Source organism: Streptomyces sp. NPDC037288 (assembly GCF_055603265.1).
Genome location: NZ_JBVJVY010000048.1, coordinates 1 through 25,365, shown reverse-complemented (window position 1 = coordinate 25,365; position 25,365 = coordinate 1). Strand labels below are relative to the sequence as shown.

Here is a 25,365-nt window from a genome sequence, read left to right as displayed (position 1 = left end):
AGAATGGAGTGTCACCCCGATCAGATGGAGTGCCACCCCGTTCAGAAAGAAGGACGTGCCGATCGTGGCTCAGAGCACCGAGACCACCGACTGGGTCTCCCGTTTCGCGGATGAGGTCATCGAGGAGTCGGAGCGCCGGGCCCCGGGTAAACCCGTAGTCGTCGCGTCCGGCCTCTCCCCCTCCGGCCCGATCCACCTGGGCAACCTCCGCGAGGTCATGACCCCGCACCTGGTCGCCGACGAGATCCGCCGCCGCGGGTACCAGGTCCGGCACCTGATCTCCTGGGACGACTACGACCGCTACCGCAAGGTCCCGGCGGGTGTCGCGGGCATCGACGAGTCCTGGGCCGAGCACATCGGCAAGCCGCTGACCTCCGTCCCGGCGCCGCGCGGGTCTGAGTACCCGAACTGGGCCGAGCACTTCAAGGCCGCGATGATCGCCTCGCTGGCAGAGCTGGGCGTGGAGTTCGACGGGATCAGCCAGACGGCGCAGTACACCTCCGGCGTCTACCGCGAGCAGATCCTGCACGCCATGAAGCACCGCGGCGACATCGACGCGATCCTCGCCCAGTACCGCACGAAGAAGGCTCCGAAGAAGCAGCAGCAGAAGGCCGTCGACGAGGCCGAGCTGGAGGCCGAGGAGGGCTCGGGCGCGGCCGGCGAGGACGACGGCTCGTCCGGCTCCGCCGGGTACTTCCCGTACAAGCCGTACTGCGGCAGCTGCGACAAGGACCTGACCACGGTCACCTCCTACGACGACGACAGCACCGAGCTGGCGTACACGTGCACCGCGTGCGGCTTCGCCGAGACCGTCCGGCTGAGCGAGTTCAACCGCGGCAAGCTGGTCTGGAAGGTCGACTGGCCGATGCGCTGGGCGTACGAGGGCGTGATCTTCGAGCCGAGCGGTGTGGACCACTCCTCGCCCGGGTCGAGCTTCCAGGTCGGCGGTCAGATCGTCGGCATCTTCGGCGGGAAGCAGCCCATCGGGCCCATGTACGCGTTCGTCGGCATCTCCGGCATGGCGAAGATGTCCTCGTCGCGCGGCGGGGTCCCGACGCCTGCCGACGCGCTGAAGATCATGGAGCCGCAGATCCTGCGCTGGCTCTACGCCCGCCGCAGGCCCAACCAGTCCTTCAAGATCGCCTTCGACCAGGAGATCCAGCGGCTGTACGACGAGTGGGACAAGCTGGCGGGCAAGGTCGCGGACGGTTCGGCTCTGCCGGCCGATGTGGCCGCGTACACGCGCGCGGTGGGTACGGCCGCCGGTGAGCTGCCGAAGACGCCGCGTCCGCTGCCGTACCGCACGCTCGCGTCCGTCGCCGACATCACCGCCGGCCACGAGGACCAGGCCCTGCGCATTCTCTCCGAGCTGGACCCGGAGCAGCCGCTGGCCTCCCTGGACGAGGCGCGCCCGCGGTACGACCGGGCGGAGGCCTGGATCAACACGCACGTGCCCGCCGACCAGCGGACCATCGTGCGCGACGAGCCCGACGCCGAGCTGCTGAAGTCCCTCGACGAGGCGTCCGAGCAGTCGGTGCGGCTGCTGCTCGACGGGCTCGCCGAGCACTGGTCGCTCGACGGGCTGACCCATCTCGTGTACGGCGTGCCGAAGGTGCAGGCCGGGTTCTCGGCCGACGCCACGCCCAAGGAGCTGCCGCCGGAGATCAAGACGGCTCAGCGGTCGTTCTTCGCGCTGCTGTACCACCTGCTGGTCGGGCGCGACACGGGGCCGCGGCTGCCCACGCTGCTGCTGGCGGTGGGGCAGGAGCGGGTGCGGAGCCTGCTCGGCGCGTAAGCGGTGACGGAAAAGGGGCCCTCGGACAGAGGGCCCCTTTTCCTTGTGCCGTTCAGGCGATGTGCTCGTCCGCCAGTTCGGCGTTGAGGCGGTTGGAGAACCGGTTCAGCATGCGCTTGGACTCGGCCTCGGGGAGCTTGATGCCGTACGTCGCCTCGACGTCGGCGATGAAACCGCGGGAGGTGGGCGCTCCGTTCCCGCTCTTGATCGACTCACGGAAGACCTGGTAGTACGCGTCCTCGTCCGGCTCCGGGGGACCGCCGCCCTCGCCCAGTTCGCGGGTGCGGTTGGGGCCCACCGGGATGGGGAAGCTGCCGGTCTCCTCCGGGGAGGGCTGCTGGAACTGCTCCGGGGGCTGGTCCTCGTACCACTCCCCGTACTGCTCCTCGGGGGCGTACTGGGGCTCCTGCATCATCGGGTCGTAGGTCGGGTCGTAGCCGCCGTGGTACTCGATCTGGCGCTGGGCCTGGAACCAGGGGCTCTCTTCGTCGACCGGGGCGTTCTCCGGGCGCCCGGCGCCCTGGCCGGGCAGCTGGGGGCGCTGCTCGCTGTGCGGTGCCGTTGCGCCCTTCCGCGCCGCCCCAGCGGCACGACTGCCCGCACCTGCCGGGACGAGGGTCGGCTCGATGCCCGCCGCCGCCAGGCCCGCTGGTGCCGTTTCCGCCAGGGGGACGCCGTAGCGGGCCAGGCGGAGGGGCATCAGGGACTCCACCGGGGCCTTCCTGCGCCAGGCCCGGCCGAAGCGGGAGCGGAGGCGGGCCTGGTAGACGAGGCGCTCCTGCTCCAGCTTGATCACCTGGTCGTAGGAGCGCAGCTCCCACAGCTTCATCCGGCGCCAGAGCAGGAACGTGGGGACCGGGGAGAGGAGCCAGCGGGTGAGACGGACGCCCTCCATGTGCTTGTCGGCCGTGATGTCGGCTATGCGGCCGATCGCGTGCCGGGCCGCCTCGACGGCGACCACGAACAGCACCGGGATCACCGCGTGCATGCCGACACCCAGCGGGTCCGGCCAGGCGGCGGCGCCGTTGAACGCGATCGTCGCCGTCGTCAGCAGCCACGCCGTCTGACGCAGCAGCGGGAAGGGGATGCGGATCCAGGTCAGCAGCAGGTCCAGGGACAGCAGGACACAGATGCCCGCATCGATGCCGACCGGGAAGACGTAGGAGAAGTTCCCGAAGCCCTTCTTGATGGCCAGCGCTCGGACGGCCGCGTAGGAACCGGCGAAGCCGATACCGGCGATGATCAGGGCGCCGGTCACGACTATGCCGATGAGAACGCGGTGCATCCGAGTCAGCTGCAGTGGCGCGGCCACTCGTACTCCCCTCCCCTTGCCTGTTGTTGCGCGCAACAGGGTGGCACACGCGTACGGCGAACGTCGTACCGGTCGGGGCTTCGGGTCCTTCGGTCAGTCCTTCTTCGCGGCCGACTTGGACGGAGAAGCGCTGGAAGAGGGTGACTTGGACGGCGCCTTGGAGGCGGATTCCGACGACGACCCGGAGGGGGAGGCCGACGACTTCGAGGCCGTACCGGTCGAGGCGGAGCCGCCATTGGCGGACGTCACCGCACGGACCACCTCCTTGACGGCCGCCTGCGCGGCCTTCGTCAGGTCGTCGGCGTCCGGGGTCTTCTCGCCCGCGAGACCGGCGCCGTTGTAGTCGAGCGTGACGACCACGTTCTCGACCCGCGCGACCACCGTCTGCTGCTTGAAGAGCCCCTCCTTCTTCTTCAGGTCGTAGCGCACGGCCGTCGCCTCTGCGCCCGTGCCGGACAGCGGGACCTCCTTGGTGTTCTTCGCGCCGTCCACCGCCTCGGCGTCCTTGACCTGCTGGCCGAAGTACGTGTGGGCCTGCGCGTCACCGGCGCCGCGCGCGGTGTCCGAGTCGAAGCGGAGCAGGGAGACGTTCAGCCAGCGGAACTGCGAGCCCTTCACGCCGTTGTTGTCCAGGCTGCTCCAGGAGCAGGAGGCACGCGACGACGGATCGTCCGAACTGCCCTTCTTGCCGGACGAGGCACCCTTCGGCGTCAGATCCGTGAGGGTCTTCTTCGACAGCACCGCGCACGCGTCGGGCAGCTTCTTGTACGCCGCCGCCTGCACGGTCGGGGACGCGCTCGCCGACGGCGTCGCGCTGCCGCCCGCGGACTGCCGGGCGCTGCCGCCCGTGCCCTTGTCCTTGGAGTCACCCGAGTCCGACGAACAAGCGGAGGTGATCAGCACCGCCGGAACGGCTGCCGCGCAGACAAGAACACGGCTCAGGCGCTTGCCACGCATCTGTCTCCCCCACTTCGTGGGAGGTACCGCCAGGGCACGGTCGTCTCGCTGGGCTGCTCGCTGCATGGTTCCTTCACTCATGACGCTCGGTGGTCGTGCGGGTTCCTGCGGGGCCACGGTACGCGGTGAAGGAGCTGTGCGGTTTCCGTTCGGGTGCTTTGCGGGCGCCGGTACGAGCGGCCCCGGGGGCCGTCAACCGCCCAGCGTGTCGGCCAGTTGAGAGGCCAGATTACGGGCCCTGTCCTGCATTTCCTTGCTGTCGGGGACCGTTCCGGTGGCCGTCGGCTGCTCCTCGTACTGAAGGGTGACGACGACGTTGGACGTGCGGAACACCACAGTCACCGTCCGCTGCGCGGCGGTCGAACCGGACGCGTCGAGCTGGTCGTCCAGATACGCCTCGTCACCGAGATCGGACAGCACCCGAGGCTGCAGATCCGCCGCGGAGGCGGAGTCGGAGGGGGAGGCGTCGCCGCTTGCGGAGGACGAGGGGGAGGACGGGGCGGAAGAGGAGGGGGAGGACGTGGGAGCGCCACCGGTCCTGGACGTGGACGGCGAGGCCGTGGACGAGGCCGTGGACGTGGGCGTCCCGCTCGTCGCCGGGGTGCTGCCCGGCTCGGGGAGGTCGGCGGCCGTCTCCTTGTCCTCGAACAGCTGCTGCGCCTGGTCGTCGTCGCTGACCGCGTTGTCGTACGACACCACGCGCTCGAAGTCGACCGAGAGGCGGTCGGTGGCGTTCGCCGACTCCACCTTCCAGTGGCAGCCGACCTTGCGGTCGGTGTCGTAGGTGAGCTCGGCCTCGCCCTGGTAGGCCTTGTCCCGCTGGGCGGGGTCGGTGATCTGCTTGATGCCGGGGAGCAGCGAGTCGAGGTCGTCGTGGCCGGCCGCGCCGCAGGGTTCGGGGAGCGTGCGGTACTTGCCGGGCTGGGCGGCCGCCGTCGCGGTGCCGGTGTCGCCCGGATTGGCGTTGTCCGTGGGGCTGTCACCGCCCGTGCCGCTCGTGCAGCCGGCCAGCAGCGCCACGAGGAGGGCGGCGGTGCCGGATACGTACGCCTTCCGCTGCACGGTCGGGCTCCTCTCGGGTGTGCGCTCGCTCGGTGCTCCAGTGTCCCCGCTGGTTAATCGCTTGCCGCAGCGGGGCGCTCCCTGGAGACAATGTGTATCGCACGCACTGCCGTGGCCGCCGGTCCCTTGTCCTTTTTCACCGGCCTTGGCGCCGCTTTTGCGTTTTGCTACCTATAAGCCTTGAGTAAGCATTTGTTGTCATTTTCGGGGGAACGAGGAACGTATGTCGTACGTGGAGATACCGGGCGCGAAGGTCCCGATCCGGATGTGGACGGACCCCGCGACGGTCGAGGACGTGGCCCTGCACCAGCTCCAGAACGTGGCGACCCTGCCGTGGATCAGGGGCCTGGCCGTGATGCCGGACGTGCACTACGGCAAGGGCGCGACGGTCGGCTCGGTCATCGCCATGCAGGGCGCGGTGTGCCCGGCGGCGGTGGGGGTGGACATCGGGTGCGGTATGTCCGCCGTGAAGACGTCGCTGACGGCCAACGACCTGCCGGGGGATCTGTCGCGGCTGCGGTCGAAGATCGAGCAGGCCATTCCGGTGGGCCGGGGGATGCACGAGGACCCCGTCGGGCCGGGCGACTTCCACGGGCTGGCGACCGCTGGGTGGGACGACTTCTGGGGGCGGTTCGACGGAGTGGCCGAATCGGTCAAATTCCGTCAGGAGCGCGCCTCGAAGCAGATGGGAACGCTCGGAAGTGGAAACCACTTCATTGAGATCTGCACGGACACGACCGGAGCCGTGTGGCTGATGCTCCACTCCGGTTCCCGGAACATCGGCAAGGAACTGGCCGAGCACCACATCGGCGTGGCCCACAAGCTCCCGCACAACCAGGGCCTGGTCGACCGCGACCTGGCGGTCTTCGTCTCGGACACCCCGCAGATGGCGGCCTACCGCAACGACCTGTACTGGGCGCAGGAGTACGCCAAGTACAACCGCACGCTGATGATGGCCCTCCTGAAGGACGTCGTGCGCAAGGAGTTCAAGAAGGCCAAGCCGGCCTTCGAGCCGGAGATCTCCTGCCACCACAACTACGTCTCGCAGGAGCGGTACGACGGCATGGACCTGCTCGTGACCCGCAAGGGCGCGATCCGGGCCGGCTCGGGCGAGTACGGGATCATCCCGGGCTCCATGGGCACGGGGTCGTACATCGTGAAGGGTCTCGGAAACGAGCTGGCCTACAACTCGGCCTCGCACGGCGCCGGCCGGCGGATGAGCCGTAACGCCGCCAAGAGGCGCTTCTCGACGAGGGACCTGGAGGAGCAGACCCGGGGCGTGGAGTGCCGCAAGGACTCCGGCGTCGTGGACGAGATCCCGGGCGCCTACAAGTCGATCGACCAGGTCATCGACCAGCAGCGGGATCTCGTCGAGGTCGTCGCGAAGCTGAGGCAGGTCGTGTGCGTGAAGGGCTGACGCGCCGTCAGTGCCCGTGGCGCACGGCATAGATCATGACGAACGCCACGATGTGGATACCGAAGAGGAAGTAGCCCAGGAAGTACCAGACCTTGCGTTCGTCCTTGGTCTCCTGGGCCAGCCGGCGTTTCTCCAGGGACTCGACGGAGTTGTCCTCGGACATCAGGGCTCCCGGTGGACCTTGGTGTTGGACGCCTGGGCGCGGGGGCGGAGGACCAGGAGGTCCACGTTGACGTGGCTGGGGCGGGTGACCGCCCAGGTGATGGTCTCGGCCACGTCGTCCGCCGTCAGGGGCTCGGCGACGCCCTGGTAGACCTTCTCCGCCCGCTCCTTGTCGCCGGCGAACCGGGTCAGGGCGAACTCCTCCGTCTTGACCATGCCGGGCGCGATCTCGATGACGCGCACCGGCTGGCCGACGATCTCCAGGCGGAGGGTCTCGGCGAGGACGTGGGCGCCGTGCTTGGCGGCGACGTAGCCCCCGCCGCCCTCGTACGTGCCGTGGCCGGCGGTGGAGGACACGACGACGATCACACCGTCGCCGCCCGCCACCAGCTTCGGCAGCAGGGCCTGGGTGAGGTTCAGGGTGCCGATGACGTTCGTCTCGTACATCGTGCGCCAGTCCGCCGGGTCGCCGGTGGCCACCGGGTCCGCGCCGAGGGCACCGCCCGCGTTGTTGACCAGGACGCCGATCGTCTGGAACGCGGAGGCGAACTCGTCCACCGCCGCGCGGTCGGTCACGTCCAGCTGGTAGGCCACGGCCGAGTGGCCCGCCTGGGTCAGCTCCTCCGCCAGCGCCTCGATGCGGTCCTTGCGGCGGGCGGTGAGCACGACGCGGTGGCCGGCCTCCGCGAGCTGCCGGGCCGTGGCGGCGCCGATGCCGCTGCTCGCCCCGGTGACGACGGCGATGCGGGAGGCGGGGGTCATGGGCAGCTCCTGTGATCGGGGGGCGCGAACGGCTCTGTCCAGCGTAAGTGAGGCTCAACCGCCGTTCCTCGGCGCCCACATGATCACGGCCATGCCGGCGAGGCAGATCAGTGCGCCGGTGATGTCGTAGCGGTCGGGGCGGTAGCCGTCGGCAACCACGCCCCACAGCAGCGAGCCCGCCACGAAGATCCCGCCGTACGCCGCCAGGACGCGGCCGAAGTGGGCGTCCGGCTGGAAGGTGGCGACGAAGCCGTACGCGCCGAGTGCCAGGACGCCGCCGGTCATCCACAGCCAGCCCCGGTGCTCGCGCACGCCCTGCCAGACCAGCCAGGCGCCGCCGATCTCCAAGAGGGCGGCGACGACGAACAGGGCGGCGGAGCGGAGGATCGACATGGGCAGCAGCTTGGCATGCGGGACGGGTGGGGCCCTGGTGCCGAGCGCCGCCCCGGCGGACGCGACGGCGCGGTCCTGGGCGCCGGGCACGCGTACGCGGTCGGAGCCGCCGGCGGCCCATCGGGCTCAGGCGGCGCCCTCGGAGTCCTCGGCGTCGTAGCGCTCGCGGGCCGCTCGGACCTGCTCGAAGTGGGTCTCCGCCCAGTCCTTCACCGCGGTCAGCAGGCCGGCGAGGCTGGCGCCGAGCGGGGTGAGTTCGTAGTCGACGCGGACCGGGACGGACGGGGTGACCGTACGGCTGACGATGCCGTCGCGTTCCAGGGCGCGCAGGGTCTGCGTGAGCATCTTGGGGCTGACGCCCGCGATCCTGCGGCCGAGGTCGCTGTAGCGCTGGGGGCCGGCGGAGAGGGCGGCGACGACGAGGCTGACCCACTTGTCGCTGAGCCGTCCGAGGAGCTGGTTGGTGGGGCACTCACGCAGGAAGGCGTCGTAGTCGGCGCGGGCCTGTTCGCGTCGCTGGGCTGCCGTCATGGTCGCCATCGGTCGTCTCCTCGGGGTCGGTTACGCACTCTGAGGTAACTACTTACCGATGGATAGTAGCTCTCCTAGGGTTGGTGCTGCGAGCGGGAAAGCGTCTCGCGAGACATCAAGTCCCTTAGTTTTCAGGAGAGTTGCCATGCGTGCTGTGGTCGTGAAGTCGTTCGGTGGTCCGGAGGTCGTGGAGATCGCGGACGTGCCGCTGCCGGAGCCGGCGGCCCGGCAGGTGCGGATCAAGGTGGCCGCGGGTGCGCTGAACCCGGTGGACGCGGCCTCCCGCACCGGTCTCTTCGGTGGGGCCGGCAAGACGATCGGGCTCGGCTGGGACGTGGCCGGCACGGTGGACGCGGTGGGGGTGGCCGCCGCCTGGCAGGTCGGCGACCCGGTGGTGGCGATGGTGCCCGGGGTGGCCGACCCGCTGGGGGCGCACGCCGAGTACGTCGTCGTGGCCGCGGATGCCGTGGCCAAGGCGCCGGACTCGGTGGACGCGGTGCACGCGGGCACTCTGCCGCTGAACGGGCTGACCGCGCTGCAGGCCCTGGACCTGCTGGATCTCGCGCCGGGTGCGTCCCTGCTGGTGACCGGCGCGGCGGGCGCGGTCGGCGGGTTCGCCGTGCAACTGGCCGCCCGCCGGGGGATCGAGGTCACCGGGCAGGCCCGCGCGGGTGACGAGGAGCTGGTGCGCTCCCTGGGTGCCGCGCGCTTCACCGCCGACGGGGTGGAGCCGGGCGGTGTGGACGCGGTGCTGGACGCGGCGGTGCTCGGTGAGCCGGCCCTGGAGTGGGTGCGGGACGGGGGCGTGTACGTCGGTGTCCAGCCCGGTGCGCACCCCGCCCCGGTGCGCGGGGTGCGCACCGGGGCGGTGGCGGTCCGCCCGGACGGGGCGCAGCTGGCGGAGCTGGGCCGGCTGGTGGACGAGGGGGCCCTGACCCTGCGGGTGGCGGAGACCTACGCCCTCGGGGAGGCGGCCGAGGCGCATGCCCGGCTGGCCGAGGGCGGGGTGCGCGGGCGGCTGGTGCTGGTGCCCTGAGGGGCGCGGGGTGGGCGGAATATCCCGGGCAGGGGGACCGTTCGACAGTACAGTTGAATGGTCAACAACCTGGAGGGTGAGCGGCCATGCAGTTCGGGATCTTCACGGTCGGCGACGTCACGCCGGACCCCACCACGGGGCGTACGCCGACCGAGGCGGAGCGCATCAAGGCCATGGTCGCCATCGCCCTGAAGGCCGAGGAGGTCGGCCTGGACGTCTTCGCCACCGGCGAGCACCACAACCCGCCGTTCGTGCCGTCCTCCCCGACCACCCTGCTCGGCTACATAGCCGCGCGGACCGAGAGGCTGATCCTCTCCACCTCCACCACCCTGATCACCACCAACGACCCGGTGAAGATCGCGGAGGACTTCGCGATGCTCCAGCACCTGGCCGACGGGCGCGTCGACCTGATGACGGGCCGCGGCAACACCGGGCCGGTCTACCCCTGGTTCGGCCAGGACATCCGGCAGGGCATCAACCTCGCCATCGAGAACTACGCCCTGCTGCGCCGGCTGTGGCGCGAGGACGTCGTGGACTGGGAGGGGAAGTTCCGCACGCCACTGCAGGGCTTCACCGCCACCCCACGCCCGCTGGACGGGGTCCCGCCCTTCGTGTGGCACGGGTCGATCCGCTCGCCCGAGATCGCCGAGCAGGCGGCCTACTACGGCGACGGCTTCTTCCACAACAACATCTTCTGGCCGGCCGACCACACCAAGCGGATGGTCGAGCTGTACCGGACCCGGTACGCCCACTACGGGCACGGCACGCCCGAGCAGGCGATCGTCGGACTGGGCGGCCAGGTGTTCATGCGCAAGAACGCGCAGGACGCGGTGCGCGAGTTCCGGCCGTACTTCGACAACGCGCCGGTCTACGGCCACGGGCCCTCGCTGGAGGAGTTCACCGAGCAGACCCCGCTGACCGTCGGCTCCCCGCAGCAGGTCATCGACAAGACGCTGGCCTTTCGCGAGTACGCCGGTGACTACCAGCGCCAGCTGTTCCTGATGGACCACGCGGGGCTGCCGCTGAAGACCGTGCTGGAGCAGCTCGACCTGCTCGGCGAGGAGGTCGTACCGGTGCTGCGCAGGGAGTTCGCGAACGGCCGTCCGGCGGGTGTGCCCGAGGCACCCACCCACGCTTCCCTGAAGGCGTCCCGGGAGGTGACCGCCGCATGAAGCTCGTCGTCGTGTCCGCGGGGCTGGGCGTGCCCTCCTCCACCCGGCTGCTGGCCGACCGGCTGGCCGCCGCGGTGGACCGGCGGACGCCGGCCGGTGTCGAGGTGATCGAGCTGCGGGACCTCGCGGTGCAGATCGCGCACGCCTTCACCAACGGGTTCCCGGCCGGGGCGCTCGCCGCCGCCCAGGACGCGGTGGCCCGGGCCGACGGGCTGATCGTGGTCACTCCGGTGTTCTCCGCCTCGTACAGCGGGCTGTTCAAGTCGTTCTTCGACGTCCTCGACAAGGACGCGCTGGTGGGCAAGCCGGTGCTGATCGCGGCCACCGGGGGTACGGCCCGCCACTCGCTGGTGCTGGAGCACGCCCTGCGCCCGCTGTTCGCCCACCTGCGGGCCGTCGTGGTGCCGACCGGTGTCTATGCCGCGTCGGAGGACTGGGGCGAGGAAGGGCTCGCGGGACGGATCGAGCGGGCTGCGGGGGAGCTGGCCGCCCTGATGACCGGGCTGTCGGCGGCCGGGGCGGTCACCGCGGGCGGGTTCGAGGTCGTGCCCTTCGACGAGCAGCTGGCGAAGCTCAGCGTGTCCGTGGACGGTGGGAAGACGGTGGAACCCGGGGCCGGGTTGCCTCTGTGACGGTGAGAGGCCGGTAAAAAGGGTGATCGTAGGTCCGCTCGCCCCGGCCGAACCGCCGGATGCCTTGGCAGACTGGGACCGTGCCCCAGACTGTGCTGCTCGCTGAAGACGACCGTGCCATCCGCCATGCCCTGGAGCGTGCCCTGACCCTGGAAGGGTACGAGGTGACGGCGGTGGCCGACGGCGTCGAAGCGCTGGCACAGGCCCACAAGACCCCGCCGGACGTCCTCGTCCTCGACGTGATGATGCCGGGCATCGACGGGCTCCAGGTGTGCCGGGTGCTGCGCGCCGAGGGCGACCGCACGCCGATCCTCATGCTCACCGCCCTCGTCGAGACCGCCGACCGCATCGCGGGCCTGGACGCCGGCGCCGACGACTACGTGGTCAAGCCGTTCGACGTCGAGGAGGTCTTCGCCCGGCTGCGCGCCCTGCTGCGCCGGACCAGCCCGGTGCCCGCCGCCGGCGGCGGCAACGGCGGCGCGGGCGGCGTCGAGACCGGCGGCCGGGACGCCCAGCTGCCCGACCGGCAGCTGGAGGCCGCCGGCATCCGCATGGACCTCCAGGCCCGCCGGGCCTGGCGCGGCAAGCGCGAGCTGGAGCTGACCCGCACGGAGTTCGAACTGCTGGAACTGCTCGTACGCAACGCCGGCATCGTGCTCGACCACTCGACGATCTACGACCGGATCTGGGGCTACGACTTCGGGCCCGGCTCCAAGAACCTCGCCGTGTACGTCGGCTACCTGCGCCGCAAGCTGGATGAGCCCGGCGCCCCGCAGCTGATCCACACCGTGCGGGGCGTGGGTTACGTGCTCCGGGAGGACTAGGTGGGCCGGCTGCGGCGGCGGCTGGCCCGGCGCCGGCCCAAGCTGGTCTCCCTGCGCACCACCTTCGCCGTCTCCTTCGCGGCCGTCACCGCCGTCGTCACGATCCTCGTCGGCATCCTGTCGTACGGCTCCGCCGCGCGGCTGGTCCGGGTCGACCAGCAGTCGGTGTTCAGCCAGGTCGTGCAGGACGTGCGGGACGAGGTACGGCAGCACGAGATGGTCCCCGAGGACTTCTCCTCCTCCCGTCCCGGGCACGACCTGGTCCGGCCCGCCCGCACCGACGTACAGGTGCTCGGCGCACAGGGCCAGATCGTCGACCACGGCAACCCCAGCCTGCCCGTCACCTCCCGTGACAAGGCCATGGCGCTCGCGGTGACGGCCGGGAAGGTGGTCGAGCACAAGGACGTACGGGTGGACGAGGACCTGTTCCGCATCGCCACCGTCTCCCTCGGCGACGGGCGGGGCGCGGTGCAGGTCGCGCAGGAGTTCAGCGACACCGAGGACCTGCTGCGGGCGCTGCAGCAGCGCACGCTGATCCTGATGGCGGCGGTCGTGGTGGCGGCCGGCCTGTTCGGGTGGTGGCTGGCCCGCCGGATCACCCGGCGCCTGGTGATCCTCACCTCCGCGGCCGAGGACGTGGCCCGCACCCGCCAGCTGGGTATCGAGGTGCCGGTCGCGGGCCTGGACGAGGTGGGCCGGCTCGGGCGTGCCTTCGACCGGATGCTGGGCCGGCTCGCACAGTCCGAGGAGGACCAGCGGCGGCTGGTGCAGGACGCGGGGCACGAGCTGCGCACCCCGCTGACGTCGTTGCGTACGAACATCTCGCTGCTCCGCCGGATCGACGAGCTGCCCCCCGCCACCCGGGAGGAACTGGTCGCCGACCTCGGCCAGGAGGCCCGGGAACTGACCGACCTGGTCAACGAGCTGGTCGACCTCGCCGCCGGGCAGTCCGACACCGAGCCGCCGCAGCGGGTGGACCTCGCCGACATCGCCGAGGACGTCGTGGGGCTGGCCAAACGCCGTACCGGACGGGAGATCGTGCTGCGCACGAGCGGCGACACGACGACGGACGGACGCCCCGGGATGCTGCAGCGGGCCATGTCCAACCTGGTGGAGAACGCGGCCAAGTTCGACCGGGACGGGACGGCGCCCATCGAGGTCGGTATCACCGGGGCCCGGCCGGGGAGCGTGCGGGTGGAGGTGCTGGACCGGGGGCCCGGGATCGCCGAGGGCGACCTGATCCGCATCTTCGACCGCTTCTACCGCGCCGCCGACGCGAGGTCCCTGCCGGGGTCGGGGCTGGGCCTGTCCATCGTGCGGGAGGTCGCCATGGCGCATGGCGGAGCGCCGTTCGCCTCCCGGCGGGAGGGGGGCGGCGCGGTGATCGGGTTCACGGTGGGCGGGTGAGCGCCGTCAGGAACCGCAGCCGCCGCACCGCCACCGCACCGTAGCCCGCGGGTACCCCTTCCTACGGCCGGCGTCCGCCCAGCCCCGGCAGCTCCAGGAAGCCCTCCGCCCGGGCGCTCGCCAGGCCGATTCTCGGGATGTCGCTGCTCTTGGCGAACAGCAGGAAGCGGGGTTCCCAGACCGGGCGGTACTTGGCGTTGGCCCGGTAGAGGGACTCGATCTGCCACCAGCGGGAGAAGAACGTGAGGGTGGAGCGCCACAGACGGAGGACCGGGCCCGCGCCGAGGCGGGCGCCGCGTTCGAAGACCGAGCGGAACATCGCGAAGTTCAGCGACACCCGCTTGATGTCCAACTCCTTTGCGCGCAGCAGGAGTTCCACGACCATGTACTCCATCAGGCCGTTCTCGCAGTCGCGGTCGCGGCGCATCAGGTCCAGGGACAGCCCGTGCTCGCCCCAGGGCACGAAGCTGAGCAGGGCACGCGGCTCGTCGTTCGCGTCGCGGCACTCCAGCATCACGCACCGGCCGTCCGCCGGGTCGCCGAGCCGGCCCAGGGCCATGGAGAAGCCGCGTTCGGTGGCGCCGTCGCGCCAGTGGTCGGCGCGGTCGATCAGGAGGGCCAGCTCGTCGGCGGGGATGTCCTCGTGGCGGCGGATGCGGACCGTGTACCCGGCCCGCTTGACCCGGTTGTGGGCCTGGCGGACCACGCGCATGGCGCGGCCGTCGAGGGTGAAGTCGGCGATGTCCACGATCGCTTCGTCGCCGAGCTCCAGCGCGTCCAGGCCGTGCCGGGCGTAGATCGTGCCGGCCTCCTCGCTCGCGCCCATGACGGCCGGGGTCCAGGCGTGCCTGCGGGCCTCGCTGAGCCAGGCGTCGATGGCCCCGGGCCAGGCCTCGGGGTCGCCGATCGGATCCCCGGAGGCCAGGGATACCGCGCCGACGACACGGTAGGTCACGGCGGCCTTGCCGGTGGGGGAGAAGATGGCGGCCTTGTCGCGGCGCAGCGCGAAGTAGCCGAGGGAGTCGCGGGCGCCGTGCTTGTCGAGCAGCGCGCGCAGTTTCTCCTCGTCGTCGGCGGTGAGGAGCCGGCGACCGCGCGGGGAGCGGAAGCAGGCGTACAGGACCAGGCAGAAGGCCGCGGCGAGCAGGATGTTGATGATGATGTCGGCCCAGCGGGGCGCGTGCACGGAGTCGACCCGGTCGGCGAGCGGGCCGACGCTGATGCCGCGCAGCAGGGTGTAGGCCAGCTCGTCGAACAGGGTGGCGCCGGTCAGGTTGTTGGTGGCGTGCACGAGCAGGGTGCCGAGTCCGCCGGTCACCAGGACGCCGCCGGCGCCGACGGCCAGTGCGAGCTTCGGGTTGGACGGGTCGCCGACGGCGTTGAACTCCCGGCGGCCGATCAGCAGCGCGGCCACGAAGAGACCGGTGAGGGCGGTGGAGACCCAGTTGAAGGCGTGGTCGCGGAACGGGTGCTGGGTGAGGGCGAGGACGTAGAGCACGAAAAGGGGGCCGGCGAGCAGTATGTTGACCACCCACCCGGCCCGTTTCCCGCGCCGCATCACCAGCGCCAGGAAGATCGCCGCCGCGGCCGAGGCCAGGCCGGCGGTGGCCAGGTACGGGGTGAAGAACTGGCCCGCGTGGTGCGTGTGCGCGTGCACATGGCGGGCGGTGAAGAGCTTGCCGTCGTTGTGTTCTTCCACCTCTTTGCGGAACGGCAGCGACATCACCGCGATGATGTTGAAGACGGCGACCAGCCGCAGGTACCACACGGTGGCCGTGGCCGCCCCCGCGCGCAGCCTTGGGCTGGGCGCGGGCATCCGGAACTCGCGGCGTGTACCGCGCTGACCGGGGATCGTCGCGGTGGTCAGGGTCGACTGCTCAGCGGGCATGGTGACTGGTCACCTTGGGTGGGAAGGGACGGGGCAGACGCTCACCCTACAGTTTGTAGGGCAGTGTTCCTGTGTACCGGGAGCGTACCGGCATCGGCGCTCGCCCAGGTCCCTCACGGGCCCTGCCTCTTACCCAACCCCTTCCCGGTCCTTTCCCTGTCGCGCCGGGCCGTCACCAGGTGCCAGGCCAGGTTGCCCACCGCCGCGCCGGCCGCGACCGCGGCGACGATCACCCCGCCGGTCGCGAGGCCGTCGCTGAACAGGTGCGGGCGCCGGTCGAGGCTGTGCAGGCCGAAGCCGCACAGCTCGTACACGCCGACGGCGGCTACGAGGAGGCTGACCGCCAGCAGGGTCAGGGTCGGCGCGAGACTGCGCGCGCAGACCTCCCCACCGGCTTCCGTTTCCGTGTCCTGCAAGGGGGCCCCCGATGAACAGACAGGTGAACAGACGCGTGGCCGCTCACGGTTGGGAACCTACAATACGTAGGGTCGGCTAGGGTCGACGCCGTGCGTATCTACATCAGCGTGGACATGGAGGGCGTCACCGGGCTCGTGGACGCCGACGACGTGCAGCCGGGTGGCCGGGACTACGAGCGCGGTCGTTCCATGATGGCCGAGGACGTGAACGCGGCCGTGCGGGGCGCGCTGGAGGCGGGTGCCGGCGACATCCTCGTCAACGACGCCCACGGGCCGATGCGCAACCTGCTGCCCGAGGCGCTGCACCCAACCAGGCGCCGTACTGCTAGGCGCTCCGCCGGAACCGCCGTGACGGGCCGGTGCTGCCGGACCGCGGCGGACTTCGCCGGCCCCTCTCGTCCGCTGGGCTCTTCGGCCGGGTTCGTTCAGTCCCCCTCGGCTCGTCCCGTGCGGCGGGCGTAGGCGCGGGCCGCGCGGGCGCGGTCGCCGCAGCGGGTGGAGCACCAGTGGCGGCGGCCGTGGCGGAGCAGGTAGCGGTTGCAGGGGGCGGAGCCGCAGGCGGTGAGGCGGTCGGCGTCGGGGCCGGTGAGCAGGCCTGCGGCGTCGGCGGCGAGGGCGGCCAGGGCGTGCTCGACGATCTGGGTGACGGGGTGGGCGGCGCGGCGGTGCAGGCCCCGCTCCGCGGACCAGTGCAGCAGGGAGGCGGCCGGGGCGAGGGTGAGTGCCTCGTTGACGGCGTCGAGCGCCTCGGCGGGGGCGGGGCGGCCCTCGACGTGGGCGGCGAACAGGGCGCGGATCTGTTCGCGCAGGGAGCGCAGCCGGCTCGCGCAGGTCTCGCGCAGGTCGGCGTCGGCGGGAGCGAGGCCGTGGTGTGCGAGCCAGTCCTGTGCCGCGGCGGGCGTGCCGAGCAGGTCGACGCGCTGTCCGCCGGGCAGGGTGACGGCGCTGTCGGCGAGGTCGAGGGCGGGGTACTGCTCCGCGCCCGGCGCCGGGGGGTACGGGGCGGGTCGGTCGGTCACACGCTCGGTCTCTGCCACACATCTCATGGTACGCCTTGCGTCCATCCGTGAGAGACGCGTACTGTCTCTCACGGATGAAATCCTTCTTTCCGTGAGGGTGAGTCGACATGGCCGCAACACCCTCCGCATCCCCCGCCGCCGAAGAGCGGATACCGGTCCGCGTTCTCGGCGGCCCCACCGTCCTCATCGAGTACGGCGGAATCCGCTTCCTCACCGACCCCACCTTCGACGACCCCGGCGACTACCCGTCGCCCAGCGGCCGGACCCTGACCAAGACCGCACCGCCGCGCATGAGCGCCGCCGCGCTCGGGCCCGTGGACGTCGTCCTGCTCTCGCACGACCAGCACGCCGACAACCTCGACCACTCCGGGCGGGCCCTGCTCGCCGGCACCCCGCGCACTTTCACCACCCCCGCCGCGGCCGGCCGGCTCGGCGGCACCACCGAGCCCCTCACTCCGTGGCAGTCCGTCGACCTGCCCCGCCCCGACGGCGGCACCGTCACCGTGACGGCCGCCCCGGCCCTGCACGGACCCAAGGGCTCCGAGCCGCTCGTCGGCGACGTCACCGGGTTCCTGCTGACCTCCGCCGACCTGCCCAGCGTCTACGTCAGCGGCGACAACGCCTCCCTGGAACTCGTCCAGGAGATCGCCGACCGGTACGCCCCGGTCGACACCGCCGTCCTCTTCGCCGGCGCACCCCGGATGCCCGTCCTCGACGACGCCCTCCTCGTCCTCGACGGCGCGGGTACGGCCGCCGCCGCCCGGCTGCTCGCCGCCCGCCGGGTGGTGCCGGCCCACTGCGACAGCTGGGCCCACTTCACCGAGAGCCGCGACGACGTGGTGACGGCGTTCGAGGAGGCGGGGCTCGCGGACCGGCTCCAGCTGGACTGACGCCACAGCGCAGGGGCCCGGCCGCGAGCCCGCCGACGCGTCAGGACCGTACGGGCGGCGGTCTGACCCCGAGGACGTCGAGCATCGCCCGGGTGGCCGGGCTCGGGTTGAACCGGCTCCACGCCAGATACTCCAGGCGCCGCGGCCCGTCGGCCACCTGGACCAGGGACAGGCGGGGGTCGTCGGCGGCGAGCGGGCGGATGAACGCCGACGGCAGCAGCGCGACCCCGAGCCCGCGCGCGATCAGCCGGGTGATCAGCTCCACGACACCGGCCTCGTAGGCGACGTCGCGGGCCAGACCCGCCGCGGCGAACGCCTGGTCGGACTGCGCGCGGGCGGGGGTGCCGGCCACGAAGTCCACGAACGTCTCCCCGGCGATCTCCGCCAGCGTGACCCGGGTGGCGTCCGCCAGCCGGTGCCCGGCCGGCACCACCAGGACATGCCGGTCGTGATCGAGCACGACGGTCTCCACACCGGCCGGCCGCTCGCCCTCCGGCAGGCCGAGGAAGGCGATGTCCAGCTCCCCGTCACGGACCGCCGCCGCCAGCTCGTCGCTGCGTCCGGACCGCAGGACGACGCGGACGTCGGGGTGCCGGGCGCGGTACCGCTGCAGCAGCTCGGGTACGTCGACGGCGGCCGTGGTCACGATCACGCCGACGGCGAGCCGCCCGCGCACCACGCCGGTCGCGGCGGCGGCGTCGGCCACCGCACGGTCGGCGGCGGCCAGACACTCCCGCGCCCCGACGAGGAACGCCGCGCCCGCGCCGGTCAGTTCGACCCGGCGGCTGGACCGGGCGAACAGCCGGACCCCCACCTCCCGCTCCAGCGCGGCGATCCGATGGCTCAGCGACGACTGCACCACCTGGCACCGCTCCGCGGCCCGGGTGAAGTTGAGGGTGTCGGCGACGGCGACGACGTAGCGCAGCTGCTGAAGGTCCACAGATCAATCGTCATTGTTCATGGCTGCGATGGCAACCATGCTTTGGAGGCATGGCCGTCCGCCGCCCAGACTTCCCCCATGCACCGGAACAAGGCCCAGGCGGCGACCGTCCTGCTGACCGCGCTCGCCCCCGCGTCCTGGGGCACCACCTATGTGGTCACCACCCGGCTGCTCCCGCCCGGGCATCCGCTGTTCGCGGGCCTGATGCGGGCCCTGCCCGCCGGGCTGCTCGCGCTGGCGATCACCCGGGTGCTGCCGCGCGGGCAGTGGTGGTGGAGGACCGCGGTCCTCGGCGTCCTCAACATCGGCGCCATGCCCCTGCTGTTCGTGGCCGCCGAACGCCTGCCCGGCGGTGTGGCCGCCACCCTCGGTGCCGCCCAGCCGCTGCTGGTCGCCGGGCTGGGCCTCGCGGTGCTCCACGACCGGCCCACGGCCTGGCGGCTGGCCTGGGGCGTGCTCGGTGTGCTCGGCGTCGGCCTCGTCGTACTCGGGCCGCGGGCCCGGCTGGACGCCGCCGGCGTGCTCGCCGGCCTGGGGCATACGGCGATGATGGCCGCCGGGGTCGTCCTCACCAAGCGCTGGGGCCGGCCGGCGGGCGTCGGCCCGCTCACCCTGGCCGGGTGGCAACTGACCGTCGGCGGCCTGCTGTTGGTCCCGCTCACGCTGGCGGCCGAGGGGGTGCCGCAGCGGATCGACGCGGGCGCCGCCGGCGGCTATCTGTGGCTCGGCGGCATGGGCGGACTGATCGCGTACACGCTGTGGTTCCGCGGGATCGGCAGTCTGCCGGTCGCCGCGTCCGCACCGCTGGTGCTGCTGTCCCCGCTGGTCGCGACCGTCATCGGGGTCGCTCAGGGCGAGTCGCTGAGCCTGCCCCAGACCCTGGGCTTCACCCTGGCGCTGGCCGCGCTGGTGGCCGCTCAACTGGACCCCAGGGGCCGTAGGAAGACCCCAACACAGGAGGAGTTTCCCGATGTCGATGACCATGACGATCGCCGTGCTCGGGGCCAGCGGGATGGTGGGTGGCCGGGTGGTCGGCGAGGCGAGGGCGCGCGGACACCGGGTGCTGGCGCTGTCCCGGAAGCCGGCGAGTGAGGACCCGGACGTGACGCCGGTCGCGGTGGACATCGCCGACCCGGACGCGGTGGGCGAGGCCCTGGCCGGCTCCGGAGCCGACGCCGTCGTACTGACCGTACGGACGTTCCCGGCCGACCGGGAGTTCCTGGCCGGCGCCACCCGTACCGTGCTGGACGCCGCCGCACGGCTCGGCGTCCGCGTCCTGGTGGTCGGCGGCGCCGGCGCCCTGCGCAGCCCCGGCGACCGGGAGCTGCCGGTCGCCGAGAACCCCGCGTACGTGCCGGACGAGTACCGCGCCGTGGCGCTCGCCGGCCTGGCCCAACTGCGCACCTGCCAGGCCCACCCGGGCGCCGACTGGGTCTATCTGAGCCCGCCGGCCGTACTCGAACCGGGCACGCGGACGGGTCGTTACCGGCGCGGCACCGACACCCTGCTCCTCGGCGCCGACGACCGGTCCTGGATCAGCGTCGAGGACTTGGCGGTGGCGGTGCTGGACGAGCTGGAGCGCCCCGGACCGGACCGCCACATGACGGTCGTCCAGGACAGCGCCCCCGAAGGGCCGCGGGGAACGGCGCACCCGGCCACAACGCAGCCGCGGACAGAGGCGGCCCCGCACCGGCTCAACCGGCGAAGCGCCTAGTCGAGGCCCACCGGACCGTCGTCGTCCGCCGCCCCCTCCTTGCCCGAGCGCAGCTGGAGCACGCTGTTGAGGTCCCCCTTGTTGCCCGGGTTGTCCTTGTTGTCCTGGCCGCCGTTCAGGTTCTGCCGGACGGAGTCGAGGATCGTCAGACCCTGGGACACCAGGCCCGCGGCGATCTCGCCGAGCCCGTCCGCGCCGTTCAGGACATTGACGTTGGCGCCGGCCAGGCCACCCGCGGCCTCCTTCACGATCTGCGGGAGCTGGTCGATGAGCATCCGGTCCAGGGCGACCCGGTCGTAGGAGGCGGCGGCCTCGGCCTGGATCTTCATGCGCTGGGCCTCGGCGGCGGCGAGGATCCTGACCCGCTCGGCCTCGGCCTCGGCGGGCCTGACGACCTCGGCGACCAGCTGCTGCTGGCGCAGACGGGCCTGGCGCTCGGCCAGTTCCGTCTGGGCGGCCAGCACCTCCTGCTGGGCGTGGGCCTGCGCCAGCGGTCCGGCCTGACCGGCCTGGGCCTGGGCGCGGTCCACCTCGGCCGAGTACTCGGCCTTGACGATGGCGGTCTGCCGGGCGTACTCGGCCTGCTTGCGGGCCGCCGCCTGCTCCGCCTCGACCGCGGCCTGGGTGGCCTGGGCCTGGGCGATCTGGGCCTGCCGCTGGATCGCCGCCTTGTGCGGGGCGGACATCGCGTCGATGTAGCCGGTGTCGCCGTCGTCGATCGACTGGATCTGCAGCGAGTCGACGATCAGGCCGATCTTCGCCATCTCCGTCTTCGAGGTGTCCAGGACCTCGGCGGCGAGCTTCTGCCGCTCGGTGACGATCTCCTCGACCGTCATCGAGCCGATGATGGCCCGCAGGTGGCCGGCGAAGATCCGGCCGGTGAGCACCGACATCTGCTCCTGGTCGGACAGGAAGCGCTGACCGGCGTTGATGATGCTCTCGTGGTCGTTGCCGACCTTGAAGGCGATGACCGCGCGGACGTGCAGCGAGATGCCCTGCTTGGTCACACAGGTCTCGGTGACCTCGGACTCGCACATCGACAGCGTGAGGAACCGGACCTTGCGGAAGACCGGGAGCACGAACTTGCCGTGGCCCGTCACCACGCGGAACGGCGCGCCCCCCAGTCCGCGCCGGCCTCCCGAGATCAACATCGCCTCGTCGGGAGCGGGAACGCGGTATCCGAACATGCTTGTACTCCTCAGCCTGCGCCGACGGTGTCGCCGCCGAGCGCGTCCAATGGATCCACCCACTCGATGACGCCGACCTCGCGGCATCCCCGTGATTCGATCACGAGGACCGTGGCGCCCGCGGGCAGGGGATCCTCGGACCACGCCAGGAAGGTCTCGGAGCCGCCCCTGACCCGCACCAGGACCTCGCCGGGGCCCGCGGATCCCCGCGTCCCGATGAGCACCTTGCCCATACAGCCGATCACGGCCTCGTCCTGCGGCATCACCGGCCGCCCTCCTCGTCCTGGCCTCCAGAATTCAGACGATAGACCCAGCGGGGCCGGGACCCAACGGGAGGTGGGACCGCACGGAGAACGGGCGGGGTCGCAACCCCGCCGGACACACCGGAAACGGCTCAGGGCCACACCAGGCAGTAAGGCTGATGCCCCGCCTCATGCAACCGATGCGAGAAGTCCTGCCACTCGTGCAGCAACTGGTACACGTTGAACGCGTCCCGCGGCCCGCCCCGGTCCGGGACCGTCGACCAGATGAAGGCCGCCGCGCCGACCGCCTCCTCGCCGATGCCGCGCAGGGGGTCGACGACGGTCATGGGGAGCTTGACGACCGCGTAGTCGGGGTGCAGGACGACCAGTTCCAGGGGTGGGACCTTGTGCAGGGGGACGCCCTCGATGCCGGTCAGGACCATCGCGGCCATCGTCTCCGGCTTGATCTTGGTGAACATGCCGTTCATGCCCAGCTCGTCGCCGCCGAGTTCCTCGGGACGCATCGAGATGGGGACACGGGCCGCCGTCGCGCCGTCCGGCGCTCCGAAGTATTTGTACGTCACCCCCACCCGACCACCATTCCTGCTCCCCGCCCTCAGGCGGTCGGCCCGGTGGTCGACCCGGCCGTCGATCGGTCGCTCCAGCCGGCTCTCCAGCTGCCGATCACCCTGCCGGTCGTGCCGCTCGGGCTCGCTCGGTACACCCTGTGTCTGACGTGCGTCGCTCTGCCGTGCTTCGGTCGGTTCCTCCGCGTCGCGCCGGTGCCTTCCCCGCCGGGCACGTCGAGGACCCAGGTCATCAGTCCCCTCGCCCAGTCCGCCACCGCGATGCATATCTCCACCCGACTGCTTTTCTAGGACGCGTGGCCCCCGCCGCGCAACCCGATCATCGTGTCAGTGACCTCCCCCACGGCCGCACGCCGAAACGTACGGTGAAACAACAGTCCACGGGTTCTTGTCCGGCCCCTGATCATTACGTGCGTAAGAGCTGTGTGTATCAGGTGTCAGTCTCGCAGATGGCGGATGGCGGCGCTTGGATCTTGAGGCGGGCCACGCGCCCGCCGGGTCGCGGCCTACCCTGAGGAGGTCACCCCAGCAGCCGGAGTCCGAGAAGCCGGAGAAGCAGCACGTCATGAGTGCCCTGAGCGAAACGCCCTATCCCTACGACGCGCCCGCCTCCCAGGCGCTCTTCGACCGAGCCTCCGCCGTCACGCCCGGCGGTGTGAACTCGCCGGTGCGCGCCTTCCGTGCCGTCGGCGGCACGCCCCGCTTCATGGCGTCCGGCCGCGGCCCGTACCTCACCGACGCCGACGGCCGCGAGTACGTCGACCTCGTCTGCTCCTGGGGGCCGATGATCCTCGGGCACGCGCACCCCGAGGTCATCGCCGCCGTCCAGGAGGCCGTCGCCCGCGGTACGTCCTTCGGCACGCCCGGTGAGGGCGAGGTCGCGCTCGCCGAGGAGATCGTCGCCCGGGTCGAGCCCGTGGAGCAGGTGCGGCTGGTCAGCAGCGGCACCGAGGCGACCATGTCCGCGATCCGGCTCGCCCGTGGGTTCACCGGCCGGTCCAAGGTGATCAAGTTCGCCGGGTGCTACCACGGGCACGTGGACGCGCTGCTCGCCGCCGCCGGGTCCGGGGTCGCCACGTTCGCGCTGCCCGACACCCCGGGAGTCACCGGCGCCCAGGCCGGCGACACGATCGTGCTGCCGTACAACGACCTGGAGGCCGTGCAGGAGGCCTTCCACCGGTACCCGGGTGAGATCGCGTGCGTGATCACCGAGGCCTCGCCCGGGAACATGGGCGTCGTGCCGCCGGGCCCCGGGTTCAACCAGGGGCTCAAGGACGCCTGCCAGAAGAACGGCGCGCTCTACATCTCCGACGAGGTCATGACCGGGTTCCGTACCAGCCGCGCCGGCTGGTACGGCATCGACGGGGTCAGGCCGGACCTGATGACCTTCGGGAAGGTCATGGGGGGCGGTTTCCCCGCCGCCGCCTTCGGCGGGCGCGCCGATGTCATGGCCCATCTCGCTCCCGCCGGGCCCGTCTACCAGGCCGGCACCCTCTCCGGGAACCCCGTCGCCACCGCCGCGGGCCTCGCCCAGCTGCGGCTGCTGGACGACGCGGCGTACGAGACGGTGAACTCCGTGTCCGCGCAGATCCAGTCGCTGGTCACCGAGGCGCTGAGCAAGGAGGGTGTCGCGCACCGGGTGCAGACCGCCTCCAACATGTTCTCGGTGTTCTTCACCGACCGGCAGGTGCGCACCTACGAGGACGCCAAGCGGCAGGAGTCGTACCGCTTCACCGCGTTCTTCCACTCGCTGCTGTCGAACGGCGTCTACCTGCCGCCGTCGTCCTTCGAGTCCTGGTTCGTGTCCACGGCCCACGACGAGCGGGCCATCCAGAAGATCGCCGACGCCCTTCCGGCGGCGGCCCGGGCGGCTGCGGAGGCCACCGCGTGAGCATCAGCAACGGCAGCAGGGACAAGGACGTCACCGTCGTCCATCTCATGCGGCACGGTGAGGTCGACAACCCGGGCGGGGTTCTGTACGGGCGGCTGCCCGGCTACCACCTGTCCGAGCTGGGGCGGCAGATGGCCGACCGGGTCGCCGAGCACCTCGCCCCGCGGGACGTGACGTACGTCTGTGCCTCGCCGCTGGAGCGGGCGCAGGAGACGGCCGCCCCGGTCGCCAAGGCGCACGGCCTCGACCTGGACACCGACGAGCGGCTCATCGAGGCGGACAACGTCTTCCAGGGCAAGACCTTCGGGGTGGGGGACGGCGCGCTGCGCAAGCCCGAGAACTGGAAGCACCTGGTCAACCCGTTCAAGCCGTCCTGGGGTGAGCCGTACGTCGACATCGTCGTGCGGATGATGGGCGCGCTGAACGCGGCCAAGGACCAGGCGCGGGGGCACGAGGCGGTGCTGGTCAGCCATCAGCTGCCGGTCTGGATCGTGCGGTCCTACGTCGAGCGGCGGCGGCTGTGGCACGATCCGCGCAAGCGGCAGTGCACGCTCGCCTCCCTGACGACTTTCACATATCTGGGCGACAGGATCGTGTCGGTCGGCTACAGCGAGCCCGCCATCGATCTCGTCCCGGCCCATCTGCGGGCCGGTGCCAAGCCGCAGAAGGGCGCGGGCACCGCCCAGGGGAAGGCCTTCGGCGCCTGACCCAGCGGTTTCTGACGGTCCGTTTGGCACGGCTTAGCGTACTTTTTCGGTACCCGTTACGAAAACCATACAAATTAACGGAACCTCCCCGATCGTCGCGCCCTCTGACTGGGTGACCATCAGCAGGCGCAACGAATCGGGGAACTCCATGCGCACCGTCTCCCGGACCCTCTCCCGCAGGGGAATGCTCGGACTCGGCGCGGGCGTGGCGGCCGCCGCCACCCTGGCCGGCTGCGGGAGTCACACGTCATCGGACGGCGCCGGGCACCCGGACGGTTCCGGCCAGGGGAAGAACGCCGAGGGCGGGACCGGCTCGCGTCCCGGCAAGCCGATCGGGGACGGCTCCACGTCGTTCACGGGCAAGCAGCCGCACCAGCCGGCCAAGCCGGAGCCGCTTCAGCCGGGGCAGACCCCGCCGCAGT

General features: G+C 71.6%; 26 protein-coding genes and 2 pseudogenes. 14 read left to right on the top strand and 14 right to left on the bottom strand.

Annotated elements, in window-relative coordinates; translation table 11 throughout:
* The first annotated feature begins 55 nt into the window (after positions 1-55).
* Positions 56-1,795 carry a lysine--tRNA ligase gene (lysS, locus tag ACZ7GZ_RS35585; RefSeq protein ID WP_471030781.1) on the top strand — a complete coding sequence of 580 codons (1,740 nt, stop codon included), beginning with the start codon at positions 56-58 and terminating at the stop codon, positions 1,793-1,795.
* Positions 1,796-1,847: 52 nt separating this feature from the next.
* Here the strand turns inward: lysS and ACZ7GZ_RS35580 are convergent, their stop codons facing one another.
* From ACZ7GZ_RS35580 to ACZ7GZ_RS35570, 3 genes are all read right to left on the bottom strand, one after another.
* On the bottom strand, positions 1,848-3,107 hold the full coding sequence (locus tag ACZ7GZ_RS35580; RefSeq protein ID WP_471030779.1) for a DUF2637 domain-containing protein: 1,260 nt from the start codon (positions 3,105-3,107) through the stop codon (positions 1,848-1,850).
* 93 nt (positions 3,108-3,200) lie between these two features.
* The gene (locus ACZ7GZ_RS35575; RefSeq protein WP_471030776.1) at positions 3,201-4,130 is read right to left on the bottom strand and encodes a DUF3558 domain-containing protein; all 930 of its coding nucleotides are present in this window, start codon (positions 4,128-4,130) and stop codon (positions 3,201-3,203) included.
* Positions 4,131-4,256: 126 nt separating this feature from the next.
* Positions 4,257-5,126 (bottom strand): DUF3558 domain-containing protein, encoded by an 870-nt coding sequence (locus ACZ7GZ_RS35570; RefSeq protein WP_471030773.1) that lies wholly within the window; start codon positions 5,124-5,126, stop codon positions 4,257-4,259.
* A gap of 223 nt (positions 5,127-5,349) precedes the next feature.
* Here ACZ7GZ_RS35570 and ACZ7GZ_RS35565 point away from each other — a divergent pair, with 223 nt between their 5' ends.
* The gene (locus ACZ7GZ_RS35565; protein WP_471030772.1) at positions 5,350-6,543 is read left to right on the top strand and encodes an RtcB family protein; all 1,194 of its coding nucleotides are present in this window, start codon (positions 5,350-5,352) and stop codon (positions 6,541-6,543) included.
* A 7-nt stretch (positions 6,544-6,550) separates the two neighbouring features.
* On the opposite strand, the gene ACZ7GZ_RS35560 is transcribed toward ACZ7GZ_RS35565, so the two are convergent.
* The 4 genes from ACZ7GZ_RS35560 to ACZ7GZ_RS35545 form a co-directional block, all read right to left on the bottom strand.
* Positions 6,551-6,706: a hypothetical protein gene (locus ACZ7GZ_RS35560; RefSeq protein WP_471030769.1), complete on the bottom strand. Its 156-nt coding sequence runs from the start codon at positions 6,704-6,706 to the stop codon at positions 6,551-6,553.
* Positions 6,706-7,467 (bottom strand): SDR family NAD(P)-dependent oxidoreductase, encoded by a 762-nt coding sequence (locus ACZ7GZ_RS35555; protein WP_471030766.1) that lies wholly within the window; start codon positions 7,465-7,467, stop codon positions 6,706-6,708. Before ACZ7GZ_RS35555 ends, ACZ7GZ_RS35560 begins: the two co-directional genes overlap by 1 nt.
* Positions 7,468-7,521: 54 nt before the next feature.
* Positions 7,522-7,860 (bottom strand): YnfA family protein, encoded by a 339-nt coding sequence (locus ACZ7GZ_RS35550; RefSeq protein ID WP_471030845.1) that lies wholly within the window; start codon positions 7,858-7,860, stop codon positions 7,522-7,524.
* Positions 7,861-7,986: 126 nt separating this feature from the next.
* Positions 7,987-8,400, bottom strand: a complete 414-nt coding sequence (locus ACZ7GZ_RS35545; protein ID WP_471030763.1) for a winged helix-turn-helix transcriptional regulator — start codon at positions 8,398-8,400, stop codon at positions 7,987-7,989.
* A gap of 136 nt (positions 8,401-8,536) precedes the next feature.
* Here ACZ7GZ_RS35545 and ACZ7GZ_RS35540 point away from each other — a divergent pair, with 136 nt between their 5' ends.
* The 5 genes from ACZ7GZ_RS35540 (at position 8,537) to ACZ7GZ_RS35520 (ending at position 13,462) form a co-directional block, all read left to right on the top strand.
* The gene (locus ACZ7GZ_RS35540) at positions 8,537-9,427 is read left to right on the top strand and encodes an NADP-dependent oxidoreductase (RefSeq protein WP_471030761.1); all 891 of its coding nucleotides are present in this window, start codon (positions 8,537-8,539) and stop codon (positions 9,425-9,427) included.
* 86 nt (positions 9,428-9,513) lie between these two features.
* A complete protein-coding gene (locus ACZ7GZ_RS35535; protein ID WP_471030759.1) occupies positions 9,514-10,599 on the top strand; it encodes an LLM class flavin-dependent oxidoreductase in 1,086 nt (361 codons plus the stop codon).
* Complete coding sequence (locus tag ACZ7GZ_RS35530) at positions 10,596-11,231, top strand: FMN reductase (RefSeq protein WP_471030757.1); 636 nt, start codon at positions 10,596-10,598, stop codon at positions 11,229-11,231. Before ACZ7GZ_RS35535 ends, ACZ7GZ_RS35530 begins: the two co-directional genes overlap by 4 nt.
* An 80-nt stretch (positions 11,232-11,311) precedes the next feature.
* A complete protein-coding gene (locus ACZ7GZ_RS35525) occupies positions 11,312-12,055 on the top strand; it encodes a response regulator transcription factor (RefSeq protein ID WP_471030755.1) in 744 nt (247 codons plus the stop codon).
* A complete protein-coding gene (locus ACZ7GZ_RS35520) occupies positions 12,056-13,462 on the top strand; it encodes a sensor histidine kinase (RefSeq protein WP_471030752.1) in 1,407 nt (468 codons plus the stop codon).
* Positions 13,463-13,523: 61 nt separating this feature from the next.
* Here ACZ7GZ_RS35520 and ACZ7GZ_RS35515 read toward each other — a convergent pair whose 3' ends face one another.
* The gene (locus ACZ7GZ_RS35515; protein ID WP_471030749.1) at positions 13,524-15,350 is read right to left on the bottom strand and encodes a phosphatidylglycerol lysyltransferase domain-containing protein; all 1,827 of its coding nucleotides are present in this window, start codon (positions 15,348-15,350) and stop codon (positions 13,524-13,526) included.
* 113 nt (positions 15,351-15,463) lie between these two features.
* Positions 15,464-15,766, bottom strand: coding sequence for a hypothetical protein (locus ACZ7GZ_RS35510; protein WP_471030747.1), 303 nt, complete (start codon positions 15,764-15,766; stop codon positions 15,464-15,466).
* Between the two features lie 90 nt (positions 15,767-15,856).
* Here ACZ7GZ_RS35510 and ACZ7GZ_RS35505 point away from each other — a divergent pair.
* Positions 15,857-16,084: pseudogene (locus tag ACZ7GZ_RS35505) on the top strand (M55 family metallopeptidase); the annotation flags it as partial.
* Positions 16,085-16,191: 107 nt separating this feature from the next.
* Here ACZ7GZ_RS35505 and ACZ7GZ_RS35500 read toward each other — a convergent pair.
* Entirely contained in the window at positions 16,192-16,812 is a 621-nt protein-coding gene (locus ACZ7GZ_RS35500; protein ID WP_471030744.1) for a CGNR zinc finger domain-containing protein, read from the bottom strand.
* An 80-nt stretch (positions 16,813-16,892) separates the two neighbouring features.
* On the opposite strand from ACZ7GZ_RS35500, the gene ACZ7GZ_RS35495 reads away from it, so the two are divergent.
* A complete protein-coding gene (locus tag ACZ7GZ_RS35495; RefSeq protein ID WP_471030741.1) occupies positions 16,893-17,675 on the top strand; it encodes an MBL fold metallo-hydrolase in 783 nt (260 codons plus the stop codon).
* Between the two features lie 40 nt (positions 17,676-17,715).
* Here ACZ7GZ_RS35495 and ACZ7GZ_RS35490 read toward each other — a convergent pair whose 3' ends face one another.
* Positions 17,716-18,615, bottom strand: a complete 900-nt coding sequence (locus ACZ7GZ_RS35490) for a LysR family transcriptional regulator (RefSeq protein WP_471030738.1) — start codon at positions 18,613-18,615, stop codon at positions 17,716-17,718.
* Positions 18,616-18,693: 78 nt separating this feature from the next.
* Here ACZ7GZ_RS35490 and ACZ7GZ_RS35485 point away from each other — a divergent pair, with 78 nt between their 5' ends.
* Both ACZ7GZ_RS35485 and ACZ7GZ_RS35480 read left to right on the top strand, forming a co-directional pair.
* Positions 18,694-19,707: an EamA family transporter gene (locus ACZ7GZ_RS35485; RefSeq protein WP_471030735.1), complete on the top strand. Its 1,014-nt coding sequence runs from the start codon at positions 18,694-18,696 to the stop codon at positions 19,705-19,707.
* The gene (locus ACZ7GZ_RS35480; protein WP_471030842.1) at positions 19,592-20,329 is read left to right on the top strand and encodes an NAD(P)-dependent oxidoreductase; all 738 of its coding nucleotides are present in this window, start codon (positions 19,592-19,594) and stop codon (positions 20,327-20,329) included. Before ACZ7GZ_RS35485 ends, ACZ7GZ_RS35480 begins: the two co-directional genes overlap by 116 nt.
* On the opposite strand, the gene ACZ7GZ_RS35475 is transcribed toward ACZ7GZ_RS35480, so the two are convergent.
* From ACZ7GZ_RS35475 to ACZ7GZ_RS35465, 3 genes are all read right to left on the bottom strand, one after another.
* On the bottom strand, positions 20,326-21,516 hold the full coding sequence (locus ACZ7GZ_RS35475; RefSeq protein WP_471030733.1) for a flotillin family protein: 1,191 nt from the start codon (positions 21,514-21,516) through the stop codon (positions 20,326-20,328). The two genes, ACZ7GZ_RS35480 and ACZ7GZ_RS35475, sit on opposite strands and share 4 nt — an antisense overlap.
* 11 nt (positions 21,517-21,527) lie before the next feature.
* The gene (locus ACZ7GZ_RS35470; protein ID WP_363214272.1) at positions 21,528-21,779 is read right to left on the bottom strand and encodes a hypothetical protein; all 252 of its coding nucleotides are present in this window, start codon (positions 21,777-21,779) and stop codon (positions 21,528-21,530) included.
* Between the two features lie 131 nt (positions 21,780-21,910).
* Positions 21,911-22,348, bottom strand: coding sequence for a hypothetical protein (locus tag ACZ7GZ_RS35465; RefSeq protein ID WP_003974483.1), 438 nt, complete (start codon positions 22,346-22,348; stop codon positions 21,911-21,913).
* A 571-nt stretch (positions 22,349-22,919) separates the two neighbouring features.
* Here ACZ7GZ_RS35465 and hemL point away from each other — a divergent pair.
* From hemL to ACZ7GZ_RS35450, 3 genes and pseudogenes are all read left to right on the top strand, one after another.
* The gene (gene hemL, locus ACZ7GZ_RS35460) at positions 22,920-24,236 is read left to right on the top strand and encodes a glutamate-1-semialdehyde 2,1-aminomutase (protein ID WP_471030840.1); all 1,317 of its coding nucleotides are present in this window, start codon (positions 22,920-22,922) and stop codon (positions 24,234-24,236) included.
* A gap of 47 nt (positions 24,237-24,283) precedes the next feature.
* Complete coding sequence (locus ACZ7GZ_RS35455; protein WP_471030838.1) at positions 24,284-24,943, top strand: histidine phosphatase family protein; 660 nt, start codon at positions 24,284-24,286, stop codon at positions 24,941-24,943.
* Positions 24,944-25,091: 148 nt separating this feature from the next.
* Positions 25,092-25,365 (top strand): annotated as a pseudogene (locus ACZ7GZ_RS35450) (hypothetical protein); the annotation flags it as partial.

Bases quoted from the DNA above. Each gene is read 5' to 3' on its own strand.
- ACZ7GZ_RS35540 (WP_471030761.1), top strand. From the start codon at position 8,537: ATGCGTGCTGTGGTCGTGAAGTCGTTCGGTGGTCCGGAGGTCGTGGAG.
- ACZ7GZ_RS35455 (WP_471030838.1), top strand. From the start codon at position 24,284: ATGCGGCACGGTGAGGTCGACAACCCGGGCGGGGTTCTGTACGGGCGG.
- ACZ7GZ_RS35535 (WP_471030759.1), top strand. From the start codon at position 9,514: ATGCAGTTCGGGATCTTCACGGTCGGCGACGTCACGCCGGACCCCACC.
- ACZ7GZ_RS35485 (WP_471030735.1), top strand. From the start codon at position 18,694: ATGCACCGGAACAAGGCCCAGGCGGCGACCGTCCTGCTGACCGCGCTC.
- ACZ7GZ_RS35565 (WP_471030772.1), top strand. From the start codon at position 5,350: ATGTCGTACGTGGAGATACCGGGCGCGAAGGTCCCGATCCGGATGTGG.
- ACZ7GZ_RS35530 (WP_471030757.1), top strand. From the start codon at position 10,596: ATGAAGCTCGTCGTCGTGTCCGCGGGGCTGGGCGTGCCCTCCTCCACC.
- ACZ7GZ_RS35555 (WP_471030766.1), bottom strand. From the start codon at position 7,467: ATGACCCCCGCCTCCCGCATCGCCGTCGTCACCGGGGCGAGCAGCGGC.
- ACZ7GZ_RS35515 (WP_471030749.1), bottom strand. From the start codon at position 15,350: ATGCCCGCTGAGCAGTCGACCCTGACCACCGCGACGATCCCCGGTCAG.
- ACZ7GZ_RS35495 (WP_471030741.1), top strand. From the start codon at position 16,893: ATGGCCGCAACACCCTCCGCATCCCCCGCCGCCGAAGAGCGGATACCG.
- ACZ7GZ_RS35480 (WP_471030842.1), top strand. From the start codon at position 19,592: ATGACCATGACGATCGCCGTGCTCGGGGCCAGCGGGATGGTGGGTGGC.
- ACZ7GZ_RS35550 (WP_471030845.1), bottom strand. From the start codon at position 7,860: ATGTCGATCCTCCGCTCCGCCGCCCTGTTCGTCGTCGCCGCCCTCTTG.
- ACZ7GZ_RS35470 (WP_363214272.1), bottom strand. From the start codon at position 21,779: ATGCCGCAGGACGAGGCCGTGATCGGCTGTATGGGCAAGGTGCTCATC.
- ACZ7GZ_RS35560 (WP_471030769.1), bottom strand. From the start codon at position 6,706: ATGTCCGAGGACAACTCCGTCGAGTCCCTGGAGAAACGCCGGCTGGCC.
- ACZ7GZ_RS35500 (WP_471030744.1), bottom strand. From the start codon at position 16,812: ATGAGATGTGTGGCAGAGACCGAGCGTGTGACCGACCGACCCGCCCCG.
- ACZ7GZ_RS35575 (WP_471030776.1), bottom strand. From the start codon at position 4,130: ATGCAGCGAGCAGCCCAGCGAGACGACCGTGCCCTGGCGGTACCTCCC.
- ACZ7GZ_RS35545 (WP_471030763.1), bottom strand. From the start codon at position 8,400: ATGGCGACCATGACGGCAGCCCAGCGACGCGAACAGGCCCGCGCCGAC.
- ACZ7GZ_RS35475 (WP_471030733.1), bottom strand. From the start codon at position 21,516: ATGTTCGGATACCGCGTTCCCGCTCCCGACGAGGCGATGTTGATCTCG.